At 61.3% G+C, this 15817-nt stretch carries 20 protein-coding genes; 5 read left to right on the forward strand and 15 right to left on the reverse strand.

What is annotated here, in order from left to right; translation table 11 throughout:
• Nucleotides 1-33: 33 nt before the first annotated feature.
• The 12 genes from rnhA to coxB all read right to left on the reverse strand — a co-directional run bounded on the left by rnhA (nucleotide 34) and on the right by coxB (nucleotide 9724).
• A complete protein-coding gene (gene rnhA, locus GA829_RS27805; RefSeq protein WP_195175764.1) occupies nucleotides 34-564 on the reverse strand; it encodes a ribonuclease HI in 531 nt (176 codons plus the stop codon).
• Nucleotides 561-1523 (reverse strand): homoserine kinase, encoded by a 963-nt coding sequence (locus tag GA829_RS27810; protein ID WP_195175765.1) that lies wholly within the window; start codon nucleotides 1521-1523, stop codon nucleotides 561-563. The genes rnhA and GA829_RS27810 overlap by 4 nt, the downstream gene beginning before the upstream one ends.
• 5 nt (nucleotides 1524-1528) lie before the next feature.
• The gene (gene ispH / locus GA829_RS27815) at nucleotides 1529-2539 is read right to left on the reverse strand and encodes a 4-hydroxy-3-methylbut-2-enyl diphosphate reductase (protein WP_195175766.1); all 1011 of its coding nucleotides are present in this window, start codon (nucleotides 2537-2539) and stop codon (nucleotides 1529-1531) included.
• Nucleotides 2540-2709: 170 nt separating this feature from the next.
• Nucleotides 2710-3462, reverse strand: a complete 753-nt coding sequence (locus tag GA829_RS27820; RefSeq protein ID WP_195175767.1) for an SURF1 family protein — start codon at nucleotides 3460-3462, stop codon at nucleotides 2710-2712.
• Nucleotides 3459-3845 (reverse strand): DUF983 domain-containing protein, encoded by a 387-nt coding sequence (locus GA829_RS27825; RefSeq protein WP_195175768.1) that lies wholly within the window; start codon nucleotides 3843-3845, stop codon nucleotides 3459-3461. Before GA829_RS27825 ends, GA829_RS27820 begins: the two co-directional genes overlap by 4 nt.
• 3 nt (nucleotides 3846-3848) lie before the next feature.
• Nucleotides 3849-4340, reverse strand: a complete 492-nt coding sequence (locus tag GA829_RS27830) for a L,D-transpeptidase family protein (RefSeq protein WP_195175769.1) — start codon at nucleotides 4338-4340, stop codon at nucleotides 3849-3851.
• Between the two features lie 85 nt (nucleotides 4341-4425).
• On the reverse strand, nucleotides 4426-5307 hold the full coding sequence (locus GA829_RS27835) for a cytochrome c oxidase subunit 3 (protein WP_195175770.1): 882 nt from the start codon (nucleotides 5305-5307) through the stop codon (nucleotides 4426-4428).
• A 1-nt stretch (nucleotide 5308) separates the two neighbouring features.
• Nucleotides 5309-5941, reverse strand: a complete 633-nt coding sequence (locus tag GA829_RS27840; RefSeq protein WP_195175771.1) for a cytochrome c oxidase assembly protein — start codon at nucleotides 5939-5941, stop codon at nucleotides 5309-5311.
• An 8-nt stretch (nucleotides 5942-5949) separates the two neighbouring features.
• Nucleotides 5950-6111 carry a hypothetical protein gene (locus GA829_RS27845; protein WP_210337857.1) on the reverse strand — a complete coding sequence of 54 codons (162 nt, stop codon included), beginning with the start codon at nucleotides 6109-6111 and terminating at the stop codon, nucleotides 5950-5952.
• 2 nt (nucleotides 6112-6113) lie between these two features.
• Nucleotides 6114-7058, reverse strand: a complete 945-nt coding sequence (locus GA829_RS27850) for a heme o synthase (protein ID WP_195175773.1) — start codon at nucleotides 7056-7058, stop codon at nucleotides 6114-6116.
• A 78-nt stretch (nucleotides 7059-7136) separates the two neighbouring features.
• Nucleotides 7137-8789 (reverse strand): cytochrome c oxidase subunit I, encoded by a 1653-nt coding sequence (ctaD, locus tag GA829_RS27855; protein WP_195175774.1) that lies wholly within the window; start codon nucleotides 8787-8789, stop codon nucleotides 7137-7139.
• 38 nt (nucleotides 8790-8827) lie between these two features.
• Nucleotides 8828-9724: a cytochrome c oxidase subunit II gene (coxB, locus tag GA829_RS27860; protein ID WP_195175775.1), complete on the reverse strand. Its 897-nt coding sequence runs from the start codon at nucleotides 9722-9724 to the stop codon at nucleotides 8828-8830.
• Nucleotides 9725-10098: 374 nt separating this feature from the next.
• Between coxB and GA829_RS27865 the strand changes: the two genes are divergently transcribed.
• From GA829_RS27865 to GA829_RS27885, 5 genes are all read left to right on the forward strand, one after another.
• Nucleotides 10099-10629 (forward strand): invasion associated locus B family protein, encoded by a 531-nt coding sequence (locus tag GA829_RS27865; protein ID WP_195175776.1) that lies wholly within the window; start codon nucleotides 10099-10101, stop codon nucleotides 10627-10629.
• A gap of 72 nt (nucleotides 10630-10701) precedes the next feature.
• Nucleotides 10702-11169: a YbjN domain-containing protein gene (locus GA829_RS27870; protein WP_195175777.1), complete on the forward strand. Its 468-nt coding sequence runs from the start codon at nucleotides 10702-10704 to the stop codon at nucleotides 11167-11169.
• Between the two features lie 102 nt (nucleotides 11170-11271).
• On the forward strand, nucleotides 11272-12684 hold the full coding sequence (tldD, locus tag GA829_RS27875; RefSeq protein WP_195175778.1) for a metalloprotease TldD: 1413 nt from the start codon (nucleotides 11272-11274) through the stop codon (nucleotides 12682-12684).
• Between the two features lie 81 nt (nucleotides 12685-12765).
• Entirely contained in the window at nucleotides 12766-13041 is a 276-nt protein-coding gene (locus GA829_RS27880; RefSeq protein WP_195175779.1) for an AbrB/MazE/SpoVT family DNA-binding domain-containing protein, read from the forward strand.
• Nucleotides 13028-13417: a type II toxin-antitoxin system VapC family toxin gene (locus GA829_RS27885; RefSeq protein ID WP_195175780.1), complete on the forward strand. Its 390-nt coding sequence runs from the start codon at nucleotides 13028-13030 to the stop codon at nucleotides 13415-13417. The genes GA829_RS27880 and GA829_RS27885 overlap by 14 nt, the downstream gene beginning before the upstream one ends.
• A gap of 20 nt (nucleotides 13418-13437) precedes the next feature.
• Here GA829_RS27885 and GA829_RS27890 read toward each other — a convergent pair whose 3' ends face one another.
• Genes GA829_RS27890 through GA829_RS27900 form a run of 3 tightly spaced genes read right to left on the reverse strand, consistent with a single transcriptional unit; the run spans nucleotide 13438 to nucleotide 15774 of the window.
• Entirely contained in the window at nucleotides 13438-14679 is a 1242-nt protein-coding gene (locus GA829_RS27890; RefSeq protein WP_195175781.1) for a class I SAM-dependent RNA methyltransferase, read from the reverse strand.
• Nucleotides 14676-15440, reverse strand: a complete 765-nt coding sequence (locus tag GA829_RS27895; protein ID WP_195175782.1) for a TlyA family RNA methyltransferase — start codon at nucleotides 15438-15440, stop codon at nucleotides 14676-14678. Before GA829_RS27895 ends, GA829_RS27890 begins: the two co-directional genes overlap by 4 nt.
• A gap of 40 nt (nucleotides 15441-15480) precedes the next feature.
• The gene (locus tag GA829_RS27900) at nucleotides 15481-15774 is read right to left on the reverse strand and encodes a hypothetical protein (RefSeq protein WP_195175783.1); all 294 of its coding nucleotides are present in this window, start codon (nucleotides 15772-15774) and stop codon (nucleotides 15481-15483) included.
• Nucleotides 15775-15817 lie beyond the last annotated feature (43 nt).

Raw genomic sequence — 15817 nt, forward strand, 5'->3', positions numbered from 1 at the left:
TCTACTTTTGAGAGAGCGGATCAGCGCCTGCGATCAATAGCTCTGCGTTGACCGGCGCACCCTTGCCGCTGCCGGCTGCTTTGACTCTGCGGCCGGTTTTGGCGCTGCAACAGGCCTTGCCGAGCCTTTCTTGAACGGCGCCATGCCTTCGCGGGCGAGCTCGTCGGCGCGTTCGTTCTCGGGGTGGCCGGCGTGGCCCTTGACCCAGTTCCAGGTGACCTGATGGCGCCTGTTGGCTTCATCCAGCGCTTGCCAGAGTTCGCCGTTCTTGACCGGCTTCTTGTCGGCGGTCTTCCAGCCGTTCTTCTTCCAGCCGTGGATCCACTTGGAAATGCCGTCCATGACATACTTGCTGTCGGTGTGAAGGTCGACCGCGCACGGCTCCTTCAGCGCGTTCAGCGCGGAAATGGCGGCAAGCAGTTCCATGCGATTGTTGGTGGTGTCGGCCTCACCGCCTGAAAGCTCCTTGGTGGTGCCATTGAAGCGCAGGATCGCGCCCCAGCCGCCGGGGCCGGGATTGCCCGAGCACGCACCGTCCGTGAAGATTTCAACCTGCTTGCTCATGTCAGTCCATATTCCGAAGGAGATTTGATGGCCCGGTGGAAGCGCATCCGCCTGATGTATTCGGTCGGGTCGCGCTTCATCACCAGCCCGCCATCGGGAACCGTCAGCCAGTCATAGAGCCGGGTCAACATGAAACGCAGCGCCGAGCCGCGCGCCAGCATCGGCAGTGCCGCTTTCTCGTGTTCACTCAGCGGCCGCACGCTCTGGTAGCCGGCCAGCAACGCCGTGCCCTTGGTCAGGTTGAAGGAAAAATCCTTCTCGAAGCACCAGGCATTGAGGCAGGTGGCAACATCGTAGGCATAGAGGTCATCGCAGGCGAAATAGAAGTCGATCAGCCCTGACAGCTTCTCCCCAAGGAAGAAGACGTTGTCTGGGAACAGATCGGCATGGATGATGCCTTTTGGAAGGTTGGCGGGCCAACCGCGCTCGAAATCGGTGAAGTCGGCATCGACCTCCGCCGCCAGCCCGGGCTCGACCTCGTCGGCGCGGTCGCGCGACGCATCCCACAATTTGCGCCAGCCATCGATGGCGAGCGAGTTCGGGCGGGTCATCGAAAAATCGGCTCCAGCCAGATGGAGCGATGCCAGCGCCTTGCCGACTTCAGCACAATGCGCTGATGTCGGACGGCGCAGCGACAGACCTTCGAGGAAGGTGATGATGACCGCCGGCCGGCCGGCCAGCGTTCCGATGACACCGCCGTCATGTGCGGTCACCGGCAGCGGGCAGGAAATGCCTTTCCGGGCGAGATGACCCATCAGCCCGAGAAAGAACGGCAGGTCGGCCTTGTCGACGCGCTTTTCATAGAGCGTCAGAATGTAGGAGCCGGTTGTCGTGTGCAGCAGGAAGTTCGAGTTCTCGGTGCCTTCGGCGATGCCCTTGTAGGACAGGAGATCGCCAACCGGATAGCCCTTCAGAAACGCGCCAAGCTCGCCTTCCGCGACGTCGGTATAGACCGCCATGCGCCTTACGCGGCTCCGTTGACGAAAGCCATGTCGGCCGGTGTCAGTTCGACATCGCGCAAAACCCGCATGACCGGGAAATCCTCCGTTTCCGTCGCCGTGATGGCCAGATCGATCGTCACCTCGAAGCGCTGGCGGAACGCGTCGATGATCTCGTCGACAATGATTTCTGGCGCCGACGCGCCAGCCGAAAGGCCGAGCGTCGAGATGCCGGCTATGTCATTCCATGGAATTTCGGCGGCGCGCTGTACGAGAAGCGACATTGTTGCGCCGGCACGTTCCGCGACTTCGACGAGACGCCGCGAATTCGAGGAATTGGGCGCGCCGACGATGAGGAACAGGTCAGCGCCCGGGGCTGTTTCCTTGACCGCTTCCTGGCGGTTGGTGGTGGCATAGCAGATCGATTCCGCAGCCGCCGCATGCAGATCCGGGAAACGAAGCTGCAAGGCACGGATGATGCCGGCGGTGTCTTCCACGGAGAGCGTTGTCTGGGTGACGAAGCCAAGCGCCTGCGCGTCCACCGGCACGAATGTGGCGGCGTCGGCTTCGGTCTCGATCAGCGTCACGGCGCCTTCCGGCAGCTGTCCCATGGTGCCGATCACTTCCGGGTGGCCGGCATGGCCGATCAGAAGCACATGGCGGCCAAGCCGCTGATGGCGCATCGCCTGCTTGTGCACCTTCGAGACCAGCGGGCATGTGGCGTCGAGATAGAAGAGATTGCGCGCCTGCGCATCCGCCGGCACCGATTTCGGCACGCCGTGGGCAGAGAAGACGACGGGGCTCTGGCGATGCTCGGCGGGGATCTCGGAGAGTTCTTCTATGAACACGGCGCCCAGGCTTTGCAGGCCTTCGACAACGTAGCGGTTGTGCACGATCTCGTGCCGGACATAGACCGGCGCGCCATACTTTTTCAAAGCCAGCACAACGATCTGGATCGCGCGGTCGACGCCGGCGCAAAAACCGCGCGGCTGGCAGAGCCGGATCGTCAGGGGTGGCTTGATGATGGTCTGAAGCATGAATCCGGGCCAGTCCGTTTAAAGCGCGTTGCGGCCAAGGGCCTTCATGCGACGCACTTCAAGTTTTTGTTTGATGCATGTCGCCAACCCAAAACCGCAACCACTTTCGGGCGATATGCATTGGTGCCGAAATGAGGTGCGCACCCCTGCCCTGTCAAGGGCGCCTGAGATCATTCCGGCTTTGCCGGACGGCGCAGCCGCAGGAAAAGAACGACTGCCAATGTCGCGGCGAGCCCGTACCAGGTCATGGCGTATTGCAGGTGACTGTTCGGCAAGTCGATGATGGTGACGCCGCCAACCGGCAGCCCACCCGGGTTCGCGGCTGCATTGGCGTCGATGAAAATCGGCACCAGCTTGGCGAGCGGCAGTCCCGCGCTCATGGCCATGGCGTCGCGATCCTTCCAATAGAAGATGTTCTTGGTCAGATCATTGTCGGGAAGCATCATCGATGGCTTGCCGGGCAGTGGGTTGCGGGCAAGGCCGGTCAGGCTCACCTTGCCGGCGATCTGCCCCTTCAGGCGCTTGGCGGCGCTCTTGAGGTCGTAGGGAACGAAGCCGCGGTTGACCAGGACGTAGCGGCCGTCGTCGAGGTCTAGCGGCGTATAGACGTTGAAACCCGCATCACCTTCCCAGGTCGCATAGAAATGCCGCTCGTCCGCATGCCTGAACGTGCCGGTCACCGTCACAGGTGTGTAGTCGACGTCCCCGGTTGCGGCGAACTGCTTTTCAACCTCGGCCAACGGCAGCGGCGCCGAATGGGTGCGCTGGTCAATGTTCTGGAGAAGGCCTTCCTTCCAGTGCAGGCGCTGGACCTGCCAGGTGCCGAGCGCGAGCAGAATGCCGATCAGCACCAGACCAAGGCCGAGCGCCAGGGCGCGCTTTGGCTTTGACCCGTCCGCGATGGAGTTGGGCACGCTGCTCATTCTGGACGGTCCAGCCGGCCCTCTGCCGCCTTGTTTGTGTATTGCAGCGTCAGAAGCACGCCCTTGATCAGCCTGAGCGCCGCGAGACACAGCACCAGCGTCAGCGGAATCCAAAGCAGGAGATGCAGCCAGAGTGGCGGGCTCAGCGTCACTTCCACCCAAAGCGCCAGGCCAACCACGATGAAGCCGATGATCAGGATGACGAACACCGCCGGCCCGTCGCCGGCATCGGCGTAGGAATAATCGAGGCCGCAATTGGTGCAGCGCTTGCCGACCGTAAGGAAGCCGGAGAATAGCCGCCCCTCGCCGCAGCGCGGGCAACGCCCATGCAGGCCTGCCGAAATCGGCTCGATCGGCGGCCAGATCGCCTTGTCGTCGCTCATGCCCTACTGCTCGATCTCGATGGGCGTCCCATCGGCCACCATTGCCCAGATTTCATCCATGTCGGTGTCCGTAACCGCAATGCAGCCATCGGTCCAGTCGACCGATTGAAGCAGCCACCCCCACCAGCCGAACCCGTTTGGCTGGCCATGGATCATGATCATGCCGCCGGGGTCGACGTTGCGCGCCTTCGCGGCGGCCTGATCGTCGGCATTCGGATAGGAGATATGGAGCGACTTGTGGGCAACACTGTTGGGATTGCGCCAATCCAAGATGTAACGCCCCTCGGGCGTGCGTTCGTCACCCTCATGGCGTTTGTGCCCGAGCGGATCAGCGCCGAGCGCAATGCCGTAGCTTCGCAGCACCTTACCGCTACCGATCAGTTCCAGCCGCCGGTCCGACTTGTCGACGCGCACCAGATCGACGTTCTCGCCTGCAAGGCCCGAGGATGTCACGATTACACAAGCAAGGATGGCACCGGGGATTGTCAGCCGCATCGGCTATCGATCAGCGATCATTACGCCGAAATGAAGAAGGCGGCCGCGTTGCCGCGACCGCCCCAAAAAATGACCGTGGTTGCTGTCAGTGACCTTCGATCACCGCGCCGACCGATCCCCAGACATAGATCGATGCGAACAGGAAGAGCCAGACCACGTCGACGAAATGCCAGTACCAGGCGGCTGCCTCGAAGCCGAAATGCTGCTTTTCCGTGAAGTCGCCCTTTATGGCGCGGATCAGGCAGACCAGCAGGAAGATGGTGCCGATGATGACGTGGAAGCCATGGAAGCCGGTGGCCATGAAGAAGGTGGCGCCGTAGATGGAATCTTTGAACGCGAAGGGCGCGTGCATGTACTCGTAGGCCTGCACCATGGTGAACAGCATGCCGAGGCCGACGGTCAGCACGAGGCCATTGATCAGTCCCTTGCGGTCACCGTGGATGAGCGCGTGGTGCGCCCAAGTGACCGTGGTGCCGGACAGAAGCAGGATGATGGTGTTGTAAAGCGGCAGGTGGAAAGGATCGAGAACCTCCATGCCCTTCGGCGGCCAGACACCACCGGTGAAGGTGTGGCGCGCGTAATTCTGTACCTCGCCAGCAAAAAGGCTGGCGTCGAAATAGGCCCAGAACCAGGCAACGAAGAACATCACCTCGGAGGCGATGAACATGATCATGCCGTAGCGCAGATGCAGCGACACGACCCGGGTGTGATGCCCCTCATGCGCTTCCTTGATCGTATCCGACCACCAGGCGAACATGGTGTAGAGGACAATGACCAGGCCGATGAAGAACAGCCATGGATTGGCGATGTTGTGGCCGAAGATCGGGAAGTCGCCAGCCTTGAGATACTGCATCAGGCAGACGCCGCCGATCGCCATGACCAGCGCACCTATGGAACCCAGGAAGGGCCACGGGCTCGGGTCTACGAGATGGTAGTCATGGTGTGGTTTTGCGTGCGCGTCTGCCATATCAACCCCCGAGATTTCCTTCGGTATTCGAAACTGTCTTGCTGCCGTTCTGAGCCGGTACCGCCGACGCGACCGGCTTGTTCTTCTCGACCGGGAACATCGTATAGGACAAGGTGATTGTCTTCACGTCCTTCAGTTCCGGCACATTCACGATATCGGGATCTACATAGAACAGCACCGGCATGTCCAGCGTCTCGCCCGGCTTCAGCGTCGTGTCGGTGAAGCAGAAACACTCGACCTTGTTGAAGTAGGGCCCCGCCAGTTCCGGCTGCACGTTGAACGTGGCGCGGCCGGTGACAGCGCGATCAAACTTGTTGGTCGCCTTGTAATGCGCCTGCACCGTCTCGCCGATCTTCATCGTCAGCGAGCGATCGACAGGCTGGAAATCCCAAGGAACACCGGCAATGTTGGCGTCGAAGCGCACAGTGATCTCGCGGTCAAGCACGCGGCCTGCATACTGCTTCTCGGCACGCTGCGTCTTGCCGCCATAGCCCGTGGCCTGGCAGAACATCGCGTAGAGCGGCACCGCTGCGTAGGCCATGCCGATCATACCGCCGAAGAAGGCAACGCAGACACCGGCGACGATGCGGTTGGTGTTCTTCTTGGTCGGGTCGCTGACGGTCTCGCGGCTCATCATCGTCCTCACATCGATCCGGGAACGTGGTGGCCGAACTTCACGATCGTGGCGATGTAGAAAATGATGACCAACACCGCCAGCGCGAGGCCAATGGCCACCGAGCGATTGCGCCTGGCCTTCCTCTGGCGGTCGGTCAGCGTGATCAGCTCAAGTTTTTCTTCGATCATGATCATGAACCGCCCATGGCAAGCGCGCGCTCGACAACGCTGTCGGCAAGGTAGGCGGCGAAGATGGCAAAGAGATAAAGCAGCGAATAGGCAAACAACGCCTTGGCGGGCTTCATCACGCGATCATCATCGGCCATGGCCAGCACCTTCCACGCATACCAGACAAAGCCGGCGCCCAGAGCGAGAGCCGCAATGCCATAGGCCGGCGTGGTGTAGCCCAGGATCCAGGGCAGCACCCCGACTGGGGCCAGCACCAGCGCATAAGCGAAAATCTGGCGGCGGGTCGATGCATGGCCGGCGACGTTCGGCATCATCGGAATGCCGGCGCGGCCATAATCCTCGGACTTGAACAGCGCGAGAGCCCAGAAATGCGGTGGGGTCCACAGGAAGATGATCAGGAACAGCACGACGCTTTCGAGGCTGACGCTTCCGGTTACGGCGGCCCAGCCGATCACCGGCGGAATGGCGCCAGCGGCGCCGCCGATGACAATGTTCTGCGGCGTCCAACGCTTCAGCCACATCGTATAGACGACAGCGTAGAAGAAAATGGTGAAGGCCAGCAGCGTCGCCGCGAGCCAGTTGGCGAGCACGCCGAGCGTCATCACCGACAACACTGAAAGCACCAGCCCGAAGCCGAGCGCCTCACCCGGAAGGATGCGGCCGGCCGGCACGGGACGGCCGGCGGTGCGCGTCATCACTGCATCGATATCGGCGTCATACCACATGTTGAGCGCGCCGGACGCGCCGGCGCCGATGGCGATCGACAGGATCGCGATTACCGCCAGAAGCGGATTGACGGTCACCGGTGCAGCGACCATGCCGACAAAAGCCGTAAACACCACAAGCGACATGACGCGCGGCTTCAGCAAGGCGAAGAAATCACCCGCCGTCGCTTCCGACATGCGGAATCCCGCTTCGTCAATGTTGGTTTCGTCGACTAGGGCCATGCGTACTCAAGTCCATCATTCCGTTTGGCCAAAACCGCCGGAAGGTCCGGCGGTTTCGAATATGCGCGGGCTGCCGCCTTACTTGATCTTCGGCAGCTGCTCCCACTGGTGGAAAGGCGGCGGCGAAGGCAATTGCCACTCAAGGGTCGTTGCACCTTCACCCCACGGATTGGCACCAGCCACCCGCTTCTTCTGGAAGGCTTCGAACACGCCGTAGAGGAAGATGGCGACGCCAACGGCCGAAATATACGAGCCGTAGGACGACACCATGTTCCAGCCGGCAAACGCGTCCGGATAGTCGATGGTACGACGCGGCATGCCGGCGAGGCCGAGGAAATGCTGCGGGAAGAAGATCAGGTTGACGCCGATGAAGGTGACCCAAAAATGGGTGTTGGCGATGGCAAAGGAGTACATGTAGCCCGTCATCTTCGGGAACCAGTAGTACCAGCCGGCGAAGATGGCGAAGACCGCGCCCAGCGACAACACATAGTGGAAGTGGGCGATGACGAAATAGGTGTCGTGCAGCGACCGATCGAGGCCGGCATTGGCCAGCTGGACGCCGGTGACGCCGCCAATCGTGAACAGGAAGATGAAGCCCAATGCCCACATCATCGGCGGCTTCAGCGAGATCGACCCGCCCCACATTGTGGCAATCCAGGAGAAGATCTTCACGCCCGTCGGCACCGCGATGACCATCGTGGCGAAGACGAAATAGCGCTGCGTGTCGAGCGACAGGCCGGTCGTATACATGTGGTGCGCCCAGACGATGAAGCCGACCGCGCCGATCGCCACCATCGCGTAGGCCATGCCAAGATAACCGAACACCGGCTTCTTGGAGAAGGTCGAGACGATGTGGCTGATGATGCCGAAGCCCGGCAGGATCAGAATGTAGACTTCCGGGTGACCGAAGAACCAGAACAGATGCTGGAACAGGATCGGGTCGCCGCCACCATCAGGCGCGAAGAAGGTGGTGCCGAAGTTGCGGTCGGTCAAAAGCATGGTGATGGCGCCGGCCAACACCGGAAGCGACAACAGCAGCAGGAAGGCGGTGACCAGCACCGACCAGGCAAACAGCGGCATCTTGTGCAGCGTCATGCCCGGCGCGCGCATGTTGAAGATGGTTGTGATGAAGTTGATGGCGCCGAGGATCGACGAAGCGCCAGCAATGTGGATCGACAAGATCGCAAGATCCATTGCCGGTCCAGGCTGACCCGAAGTCGACAGCGGAGGATAGAGTGTCCAGCCGCCACCGACGCCATAGGCGCCCGGGGCACTCGGCATGAACATCGAGGAGAGCAGCAAGATGAAGGCCGGCGGCAGAAGCCAGAACGAGATGTTGTTCATGCGCGGGAAAGCCATGTCCGGCGCACCGATCATGATCGGCACCATCCAGTTGGCAAAACCGCCGATCAGGGCGGGCATGACCATGAAGAAGATCATGATCAGCGCGTGGGCGGTCGCGAAGGCATTGTACATGCTCTTGCCGCCGTCAATCGCAGCATCGCCGTTCATGCCGTAGACCATCTGCGCCAGACCGCTGAAAATCTGGATCCCCGGCTCCTGCAGCTCCATGCGGATGGCGACCGACAACGCGCCACCGACGATGCCCGCGAAAATCGCGAAGATCAGGTAGAGCGTGCCGATATCCTTGTGGTTGGTGGAATACACCCACCGGACCCAGCCGTGATACGGCTTGTGGTCGTGGTCGTCGTGAGCTGCAGCGTCTGCCATGTTCCGCTCCGTTCCCTGAATCTTTTCTAGCCGCGGCATCAGTTGCCGGCGGCCGCTACCTTGTTCGCGCTGTCGACCTCAGCCATCAGCGCCTTGTTTGCGCCAGGCAGGCTCGTTTTGGCTGCTGCCAGCCAGCTGGTGTATTGCGCGTCGGAAACGACACGGATAGCGATTGGCATGAAGGCGTGGTCCTTGCCGCAGAGCTGCGAGCACTGGCCGTAGTAGAGGCCTTCTTTGTCTGCCTTGAACCAGGTCTCGTTGGTGCGCCCCGGCACGGCATCGATCTTGATGCCGAAAGCGGGCATGGCGAAGGAGTGGATGACGTCCGTTGCCGTCACCAGCACGCGGGTTGTTGTGTTGACCGGCACGACCATTTCGTTGTCGACAGCCAGCAGACGCGGATAGACCTTGCGATCTTCCTTGCCGGCGGATGTCCGGTCACCTTCTTGGAGGATGGCGGAATTGAACGTAAGCGTGTCCTTGGTCTGATATTCGTAGTCCCAGTTCCACTGGTTGCCAGTGGCCTTGATGGTCAGCTTTGCTTCTTCCGGCGGCGTGTACTGCGCGGTCAGCAACTGAAACGAAGGAATGGCGATGCAAAGCAGGATGACCACCGGCCCAACCGTCCAGATCACCTCGATCAGCGTGTTGTGGCTGGTCTTGGAGGGGACGGGGTTGGCGCTCGCCCGGAATTTGATGATGCAATAGGCGATAAGGCACAGAACCAGAATGGTGATCGGAACGATGAACCACATCGTGTAGTTTCCGAACCACTCGATCTGCCGCATCATGTCGGTCGCAGGCTCCTGGAAGCCGGTCTCCCAATCCTTGGGCTGATCCGCGTAGGCGGATGTGCCGGCGAAAAACGTGGCAGCGGCCCCAGCACTTGCTAGAAAATTGGCGCTTGCTCGGAATTTTCTCATCGCCCTCATCATCTCCCAGTTCCTCGCGGCCGTGGTGCGAGAATATCGAACAGTGCCGGGACGGGAATCCCGACATTTTCAAGGTGGTTCAAACCATACTCTTTTTCCCTCCGCAAGAAAGGAGCGGAGGAAACTGTGCGGCATTTTTGCGCGCAAGCCCGGATGTGCCTTTGAAGTGCGCCGCGGCGCGGACGAATCGCCTAGTGTCGGCCGGCCGCCGCATTCCGGCGGGTCCGCCATGCCAAACCCTCGAGATCGTCGCAATTCGGGCGAAATTGGCAAGGAAAAGCGCTGCATTGGCTTATTTGGGGGCAGACCGGCTGGGGTCTTGTCCTTTACTTGGCTTTGGCGCGGCTTAAAGTGCCGTGATTCGTAATGGAGCCGTCATGAACCCTTGGCTTTCGAGACACTTGGCAAAGGCGATCTTTCTCGCCGCCTTGTCGGGAATCGCTTTGTCCGGGATCAGCCAGGCCAATGCCGCGCAACCGAGCGGCACGGTGCGCTCGACACATGGGGCGTGGTCGATCATCTGCGACACACCGGCTGGCGCCACGTCGGAACAATGCGTCATGATGCAGAATGTCGTTGCCGAAGACCGCCCGGAGATGGGGCTGTCGGTCGTCGTTCTGCGCACCGCCGACAACAAGGCTGAAATCCTGCGCGTGCTGGCCCCCCTCGGCGTTCTGTTGCCCAACGGGCTTGGCCTCAATGTCGACGGCAAGGATATCGGCCGCGCCTATTTCGTGCGCTGCTTCCAGGACGGCTGCTACGCCGAGGTCATTCTCGAAAAGCCGCTGCTCGACACGCTGAAGACTGGAACATCCGCGACTTTCATCGTCTTCCAGACGCCGGAAGAAGGCATTGGCATTCCCGTCGACCTCAAGGGTTTTGCCGACGGTTTCGCGGCCCTGCCCTGACCCCCACATCTTGCGCCGAAGCCGATCCTGGAGCAGAATTCGGCTCGGTGTAAGCTTGGCGTGGGGACCTCAATGCGCTCATTTTCTCTGGTGACGGCAGTCGGCGTGCCTATGGCCGCTGCGATCTCTTTTGCTCGAGCCGAGGATACCGAAGTCCTCAAAATACTCGACCCAACAGTCATCGTGGATTTGGCGAAGGGTTACGGCTCGGCCAAGCTCGACAAGGACGACAGTGGCGACCCTATGGTCTCCGGCCGGCTCGAGGGCGTGAAGTACGTGATCTACTTCTATGGTTGCGACAACCACGAGAAGTGCAAATCGCTACAGTTCTCGGCGGGCTATACCGATGCCTTCACCGCCGAACAGGCCAATGAGTGGAACAAGAAATACCGCTGGATCAAGGCCTATTCCGGCGAAGGCTCGAACTTCAAGATGGATGTCAGCTTTGTCGGCGGCATCACCCGCGCCAATCTCGAAGAGCAGTTCTCGACCTGGGATTCGCTGATGAGCGACATCAAGAGCTTCGTCAACGCGAAGTAGCACCTTGTCGCCAATTGGCTGACATGATCGTCATTGGCGATTGTCTGGACGCGCCTTCGCGCCTACATCGTGGCAAACACAATTCCCGCGGATGGATGCGCCATGAACAGCCTGATCGGCCAATTCGACATTTCCGACGATCGCATCAAGCAGATCGTTGCAGACACCATCAACGGCGCCGATGACGGCGAGCTTTTTCTGGAATACAGCGAAAGCGAAGCGCTGATGTTCGACAATGGCCGGCTGAAAACCGCCAATTTCAACACCGACCAGGGTTTTGGCCTCCGCGCGGTCGCCGGCGAGGCCAGCGGCTACGCCCATTCCAGCGACCTCTCAGAAGCTTCGCTGCTGCGCGCCGCCGACGCCGTCTCGACGGTCAAGGGCGGCTACTCCGGCACGCTTGCCGCAGCCCCTGCCCGCACCAACCGCCATCTCTATGGCGAGGAGAACCCGATCCCCTCGCCCTCCTTCGAGACCAAGGCAAAGTTGCTGCAGGAAATCGACGCGTGGCTGCGCGGCGAAGACCCGCGCGTGCGGCAGGTGTCGGCATCGCTGACGTCGTCATGGCAGCATGTCGAAATCGTTCGCGCCGACGGCCATGTGGTGCGCGACATCCGCCCGCTGGTGCGGATCAACGTTTCGGTTGTGGTCGGCGACGGCGACCGCCAGGAGAGCGGCTCCTACGGCATGGGCGGCCGCAAGGCTTTCGGTGAATTCCTCGTCGAGGACAGCTGGAAGCACGCCGCGAAGGAGGCGCTGAGGCAAGCGCTGGTCAATCTCGAGGCGATACCCGCGCCGGCTGGCACTTTCGATATCGTGCTGTCGAATGGCTGGCCGGGTGTCATGCTGCACGAGGCGGTTGGCCATGGGCTGGAGGGCGATTTCAATCGCAAGAAGACCTCGGCCTTCGCCGGCCTGCTTGGCCAGCAGGTCGCCGCCAAGGGCGTCACCGTGGTGGATGATGGCACCATGCCTGAACGCCGCGGTTCGCTCACAGTCGATGACGAAGGCACGCCGTCGGCCCGCAACGTGCTGATCGAGGACGGCAAGCTGGTTGGCTACATGCAGGATCGCCAGAACGCCCGACTGATGGGCATGAAGGCAACCGGCAACGGGCGGCGCGAAGGCTATGCCCACCAGCCGATGCCACGCATGACCAACACCTACATGACATCAGGCGACATGGAGCCGGACGAAATCATCGCCTCGGTCAAAAACGGCATCTATGCCGTCTCCTTCGGCGGCGGCCAGGTCGACATCACCTCGGGAAAATTCGTCTTCGGCTGCACCGAGGCCTACATGATCGAGAACGGCAAGGTGACACAACCGATCAAGGGCGCCATGCTGATCGGCAATGGCCCGGATGCCATGCACCGCGTGTCGATGATCGGCAATGACATGAAGCTCGATACCGGCATCGGCATGTGCGGCAAGGCTGGCCAGGGCGTTCCGGTCGGCGTTGGCCAGCCGCATCTCAGAATGGACCAGATGACGGTGGGCGGCACACGGGTTTGAGGGCCGCCGGCAACGAAATGGTTTGAACTCAATGCGCAGCTGCGGTATCTTACGTTTGTCTTACTTCTGAGGATTGCCGTTATGGCTGCTGCGGAAAAGCTCACGACCATCGTCTCGACCAAGGGGCAGGTCATCCTGCCCAGTGCAATCCGCAAACGGAGGGACTGGGGCGCCGGCACACGCCTGCTGGTAGAGGATACTCCGGAAGGAGTGTTGTTGAGACCGACGACGGCCTTTGCAGAAACGCGGCCAGAGGATGTGTTTGCTTCTTTACCTCACGGCTGCAAACCGAAAACGCTGGGGGAAATGGACGCGGGTGTGCTCGCCGAGGCGCGGCGGCGTCATGCTCGCGATTGATACCAACCTCGTCGTTCGCTACCTGACAGGCGATCATCCGAAGCAGTCTCCGCGCGCCCGGGCTCTGATCGATGGCCAACCGGTGTTTGTCGCCGTCACGGTAGTCCTGGAGGTCGAATGGGTGCTGCGGAGCGCCTATGGCTATGCTCTGCCCGAAATAGCCAGAGCGCTGCGGGCGTTCGGTGGGCTTCCGACCGTTGAAATGGAAGACGCCACGATCGTCTCTTCCGCGCTTGATCTGGCCGACGCAGGAATGGATTTCGCGGATGCTCTTCATCTTGGTAAGTCGGCGCATTGTACGGGATTTGCAACTTTTGATCGCAAATTGATCAAAGCCGCGCACGCGGCTGGCCACGAGAGCGTCCACGAAGCCTAGCAACTTGCCACGTACGCGGCCTAACGCCTTCGCTTCGGCTTCTCCAGCAAGGCAACCGCCTCGACATGCGAAGACCAGAGAAACTGGTCGATCGGCGTTACGCTTTTCAAGACATAGCCGCCGTCGAGCAGAATGCGCAGATCCCGGGCCAGCGTCACGGGGTTGCAGGACACGGCAGCGACAAACGGAACATCGGAGCGGGCGATCTGCTTCGACTGATCCTCGGCGCCGGCGCGCGGCGGGTCGAACACAAGACCATCGAAAGCGTTCAGTTCCTTGAATGTCAGCGGGCGGCGGAACAGATCGCGGCGTTCGCCTGTTACCCGCCTCAGCCCGGTGGCGAAACGCGCGCCCCGGTCCAGCGCCGAAAGGGCTGGTGCGTCGCCCTCCACCGCGTGGACTTCCGATTTCGCCGCAAGCCGTAGCGCAAAGCTGCCGCAACCGGCGAAAAGGTCCGTGACCTTCTTGGCGCGCTTCAGGTGTCCGCCGACAATGTCGGCCATCGCCTGTTCGGCTGCCTCGGTTGCCTGCAGGAACGCGCCCGGCGGAATGGCGACAGCAACAGCGCCGAACATGACCACCGGCTTCTTCGGCTCGATGATGATTTCATCGTCGATCGAAAGCCGGGCGAGCCCTTGTGCCATGACGAAATTGGAGGCAACCCGACGCTGGTTCTCGCCGAGCTTGCCTGACTCGTAGGCTGCTACATCAAGCCCTGAACCGGTCACCGTGACCGCCAGCCGGAACGATCTGGTGGTAGCACATATCAGCTCGCAGAGTGCCTTCAGGCGATCAAGCGCTGCGACGATCTCAGGCACGGAGATCGAGCATTCATCAATGGAAATTATTTCCGGAGACAGATGGCGGTGGAAGCCGAGCAGCATCCCCGTATCGGTCCGCCGCGCGGCAAGCACGACACGGCGGCGCGTGTGCGGTGCGCAAGCAACCAGTTCAGCAACATCCTCATCTGCCGCGACGCCTTTCAAGGCATGTACGACCTTGCCGCGTTTCCACTGGCGATAGGCCTCGGCTTCGAGATGCTGGAGGGCACAGCCGCCACATTCGGTGAAATGGCGGCATGTGGGATCAATACGCTGCGGCGAAGCTTCCAGCACCGCCATCAGCATCGCGCGGTCTTTTTCACGCGCGGCGGTGACCGTTTCGCCTGGCAGCGTGAAGGGGATGAACAGATCGCCGCTCTCGGTCTCGGCGATGCCGTCGCCCTGCGACCCCAGTTTCCGTATTGTGAAACGTGTGCTCATCGGTCCTTGATCCCTCCGAGCAGAAACTCGCGGTTGCCGTCGCCGCCTTCGATGGGCGACAGGTGCAGTCCAAGCGAACGCCAGCCCGGAACAGCATCCAGCCAATCCTGCAGCAGGCCGGCGACACGGGCGGCGTCATAGGGGTCTTTCAACAGGCCACCCTTGCCGATAGCCTCACGGCCCGCCTCAAACTGCGGCTTGACCAAAAACACGGCGCTTGCACCGCTTTTTGCCAAGGCGAGAGCCGGCGGAAGCGCCAGTTTCAGCGAAATAAAGCTGACGTCGGAAACGATGAAATCCGGAACGCGGTCAGCAAGATCGGCGCCGGAGAGATCGCGGGCATTCAGGCCCTCGACGACGGTCACGCGCGGGTCATCGCCAACGGTCGGGTGCATCTGGCCATGACCGACATCGATCGCGGTGATATGAGCGGCACCCCGCTCGAGCAGGACCTGCGTGAAACCACCGGTCGAGGCGCCTATGTCAAGCGCTTCACAGCCGGCGGGATTGAGACCGAAATGATCGAGACCGCCGATGAGCTTCAACGCCGCGCGGGACACGTAGCCTTGCGCGGGGTCGTCGATGGCGATGAGACAGTTCGGCGAGACATTCTGACCAGGCTTGCGGGCGACGTCGCCATCAATCGTCACGGTCCCGCGTTCAACCGCGTCACGGGCGCGGGAACGGCTGGCAAACAGGCCGCGCTGGACGAGCAGGTCGTCGAGCCGCTGGCGTGTGCTGGCTGGCAGAGGGGAGTTCATCGGCCTTCATGGCGAAAGCCGGGCCGTTAGGCAAGCGTCGTCAAAAAATGGTTCTGGAAACCCGCCGCTCGACGGCTGGTACCAAACCATCATCTAGATAGCCTGACGCTTCCTTGCGCGAACGCTCGGCCGGGATGGATGGCGCGGTGACTGCCTCCGGTACGACCACCAATTGCGGGACCTGCTTGTAGGAGAAGCCGCCGCGGATATCGCCCATCTTGCTGGCGACGATGCCCTTCACGGCGTTTTCTAAATTCCGGTCATAGCGCGTTTCGGCGGAGGCCGGCGCGGCGATGACGGCACAAAGCACCGCGCCGCATAGAAGCGTTCTCATTGTTCTTATCTCCCTGCCTGATCATGATCTAGCAGGACGCCGT

The organism is Mesorhizobium sp. INR15, from assembly GCF_015500075.1.
Lineage (GTDB): Bacteria > Pseudomonadota > Alphaproteobacteria > Rhizobiales > Rhizobiaceae > Mesorhizobium.

Coding starts and splice junctions, on each gene's coding strand:
- rnhA (WP_195175764.1), bottom strand. CDS start 564: ATGAGCAAGCAGGTTGAAATCTTCACGGACGGTGCGTGCTCGGGCAAT.
- GA829_RS27810 (WP_195175765.1), bottom strand. CDS start 1,523: ATGGCGGTCTATACCGACGTCGCGGAAGGCGAGCTTGGCGCGTTTCTG.
- ispH (WP_195175766.1), bottom strand. CDS start 2,539: ATGCTTCAGACCATCATCAAGCCACCCCTGACGATCCGGCTCTGCCAG.
- GA829_RS27820 (WP_195175767.1), bottom strand. CDS start 3,462: ATGAGCAGCGTGCCCAACTCCATCGCGGACGGGTCAAAGCCAAAGCGC.
- GA829_RS27825 (WP_195175768.1), bottom strand. CDS start 3,845: ATGAGCGACGACAAGGCGATCTGGCCGCCGATCGAGCCGATTTCGGCA.
- GA829_RS27830 (WP_195175769.1), bottom strand. CDS start 4,340: ATGCGGCTGACAATCCCCGGTGCCATCCTTGCTTGTGTAATCGTGACA.
- GA829_RS27835 (WP_195175770.1), bottom strand. CDS start 5,307: ATGGCAGACGCGCACGCAAAACCACACCATGACTACCATCTCGTAGAC.
- GA829_RS27840 (WP_195175771.1), bottom strand. CDS start 5,941: ATGAGCCGCGAGACCGTCAGCGACCCGACCAAGAAGAACACCAACCGC.
- GA829_RS27845 (WP_210337857.1), bottom strand. CDS start 6,111: ATGATCGAAGAAAAACTTGAGCTGATCACGCTGACCGACCGCCAGAGG.
- GA829_RS27850 (WP_195175773.1), bottom strand. CDS start 7,058: ATGGCCCTAGTCGACGAAACCAACATTGACGAAGCGGGATTCCGCATG.
- ctaD (WP_195175774.1), bottom strand. CDS start 8,789: ATGGCAGACGCTGCAGCTCACGACGACCACGACCACAAGCCGTATCAC.
- coxB (WP_195175775.1), bottom strand. CDS start 9,724: ATGATGAGGGCGATGAGAAAATTCCGAGCAAGCGCCAATTTTCTAGCA.
- GA829_RS27865 (WP_195175776.1), top strand. CDS start 10,099: ATGAACCCTTGGCTTTCGAGACACTTGGCAAAGGCGATCTTTCTCGCC.
- GA829_RS27870 (WP_195175777.1), top strand. CDS start 10,702: ATGCGCTCATTTTCTCTGGTGACGGCAGTCGGCGTGCCTATGGCCGCT.
- tldD (WP_195175778.1), top strand. CDS start 11,272: ATGAACAGCCTGATCGGCCAATTCGACATTTCCGACGATCGCATCAAG.
- GA829_RS27880 (WP_195175779.1), top strand. CDS start 12,766: ATGGCTGCTGCGGAAAAGCTCACGACCATCGTCTCGACCAAGGGGCAG.
- GA829_RS27885 (WP_195175780.1), top strand. CDS start 13,028: ATGCTCGCGATTGATACCAACCTCGTCGTTCGCTACCTGACAGGCGAT.
- GA829_RS27890 (WP_195175781.1), bottom strand. CDS start 14,679: ATGAGCACACGTTTCACAATACGGAAACTGGGGTCGCAGGGCGACGGC.
- GA829_RS27895 (WP_195175782.1), bottom strand. CDS start 15,440: ATGAACTCCCCTCTGCCAGCCAGCACACGCCAGCGGCTCGACGACCTG.
- GA829_RS27900 (WP_195175783.1), bottom strand. CDS start 15,774: ATGAGAACGCTTCTATGCGGCGCGGTGCTTTGTGCCGTCATCGCCGCG.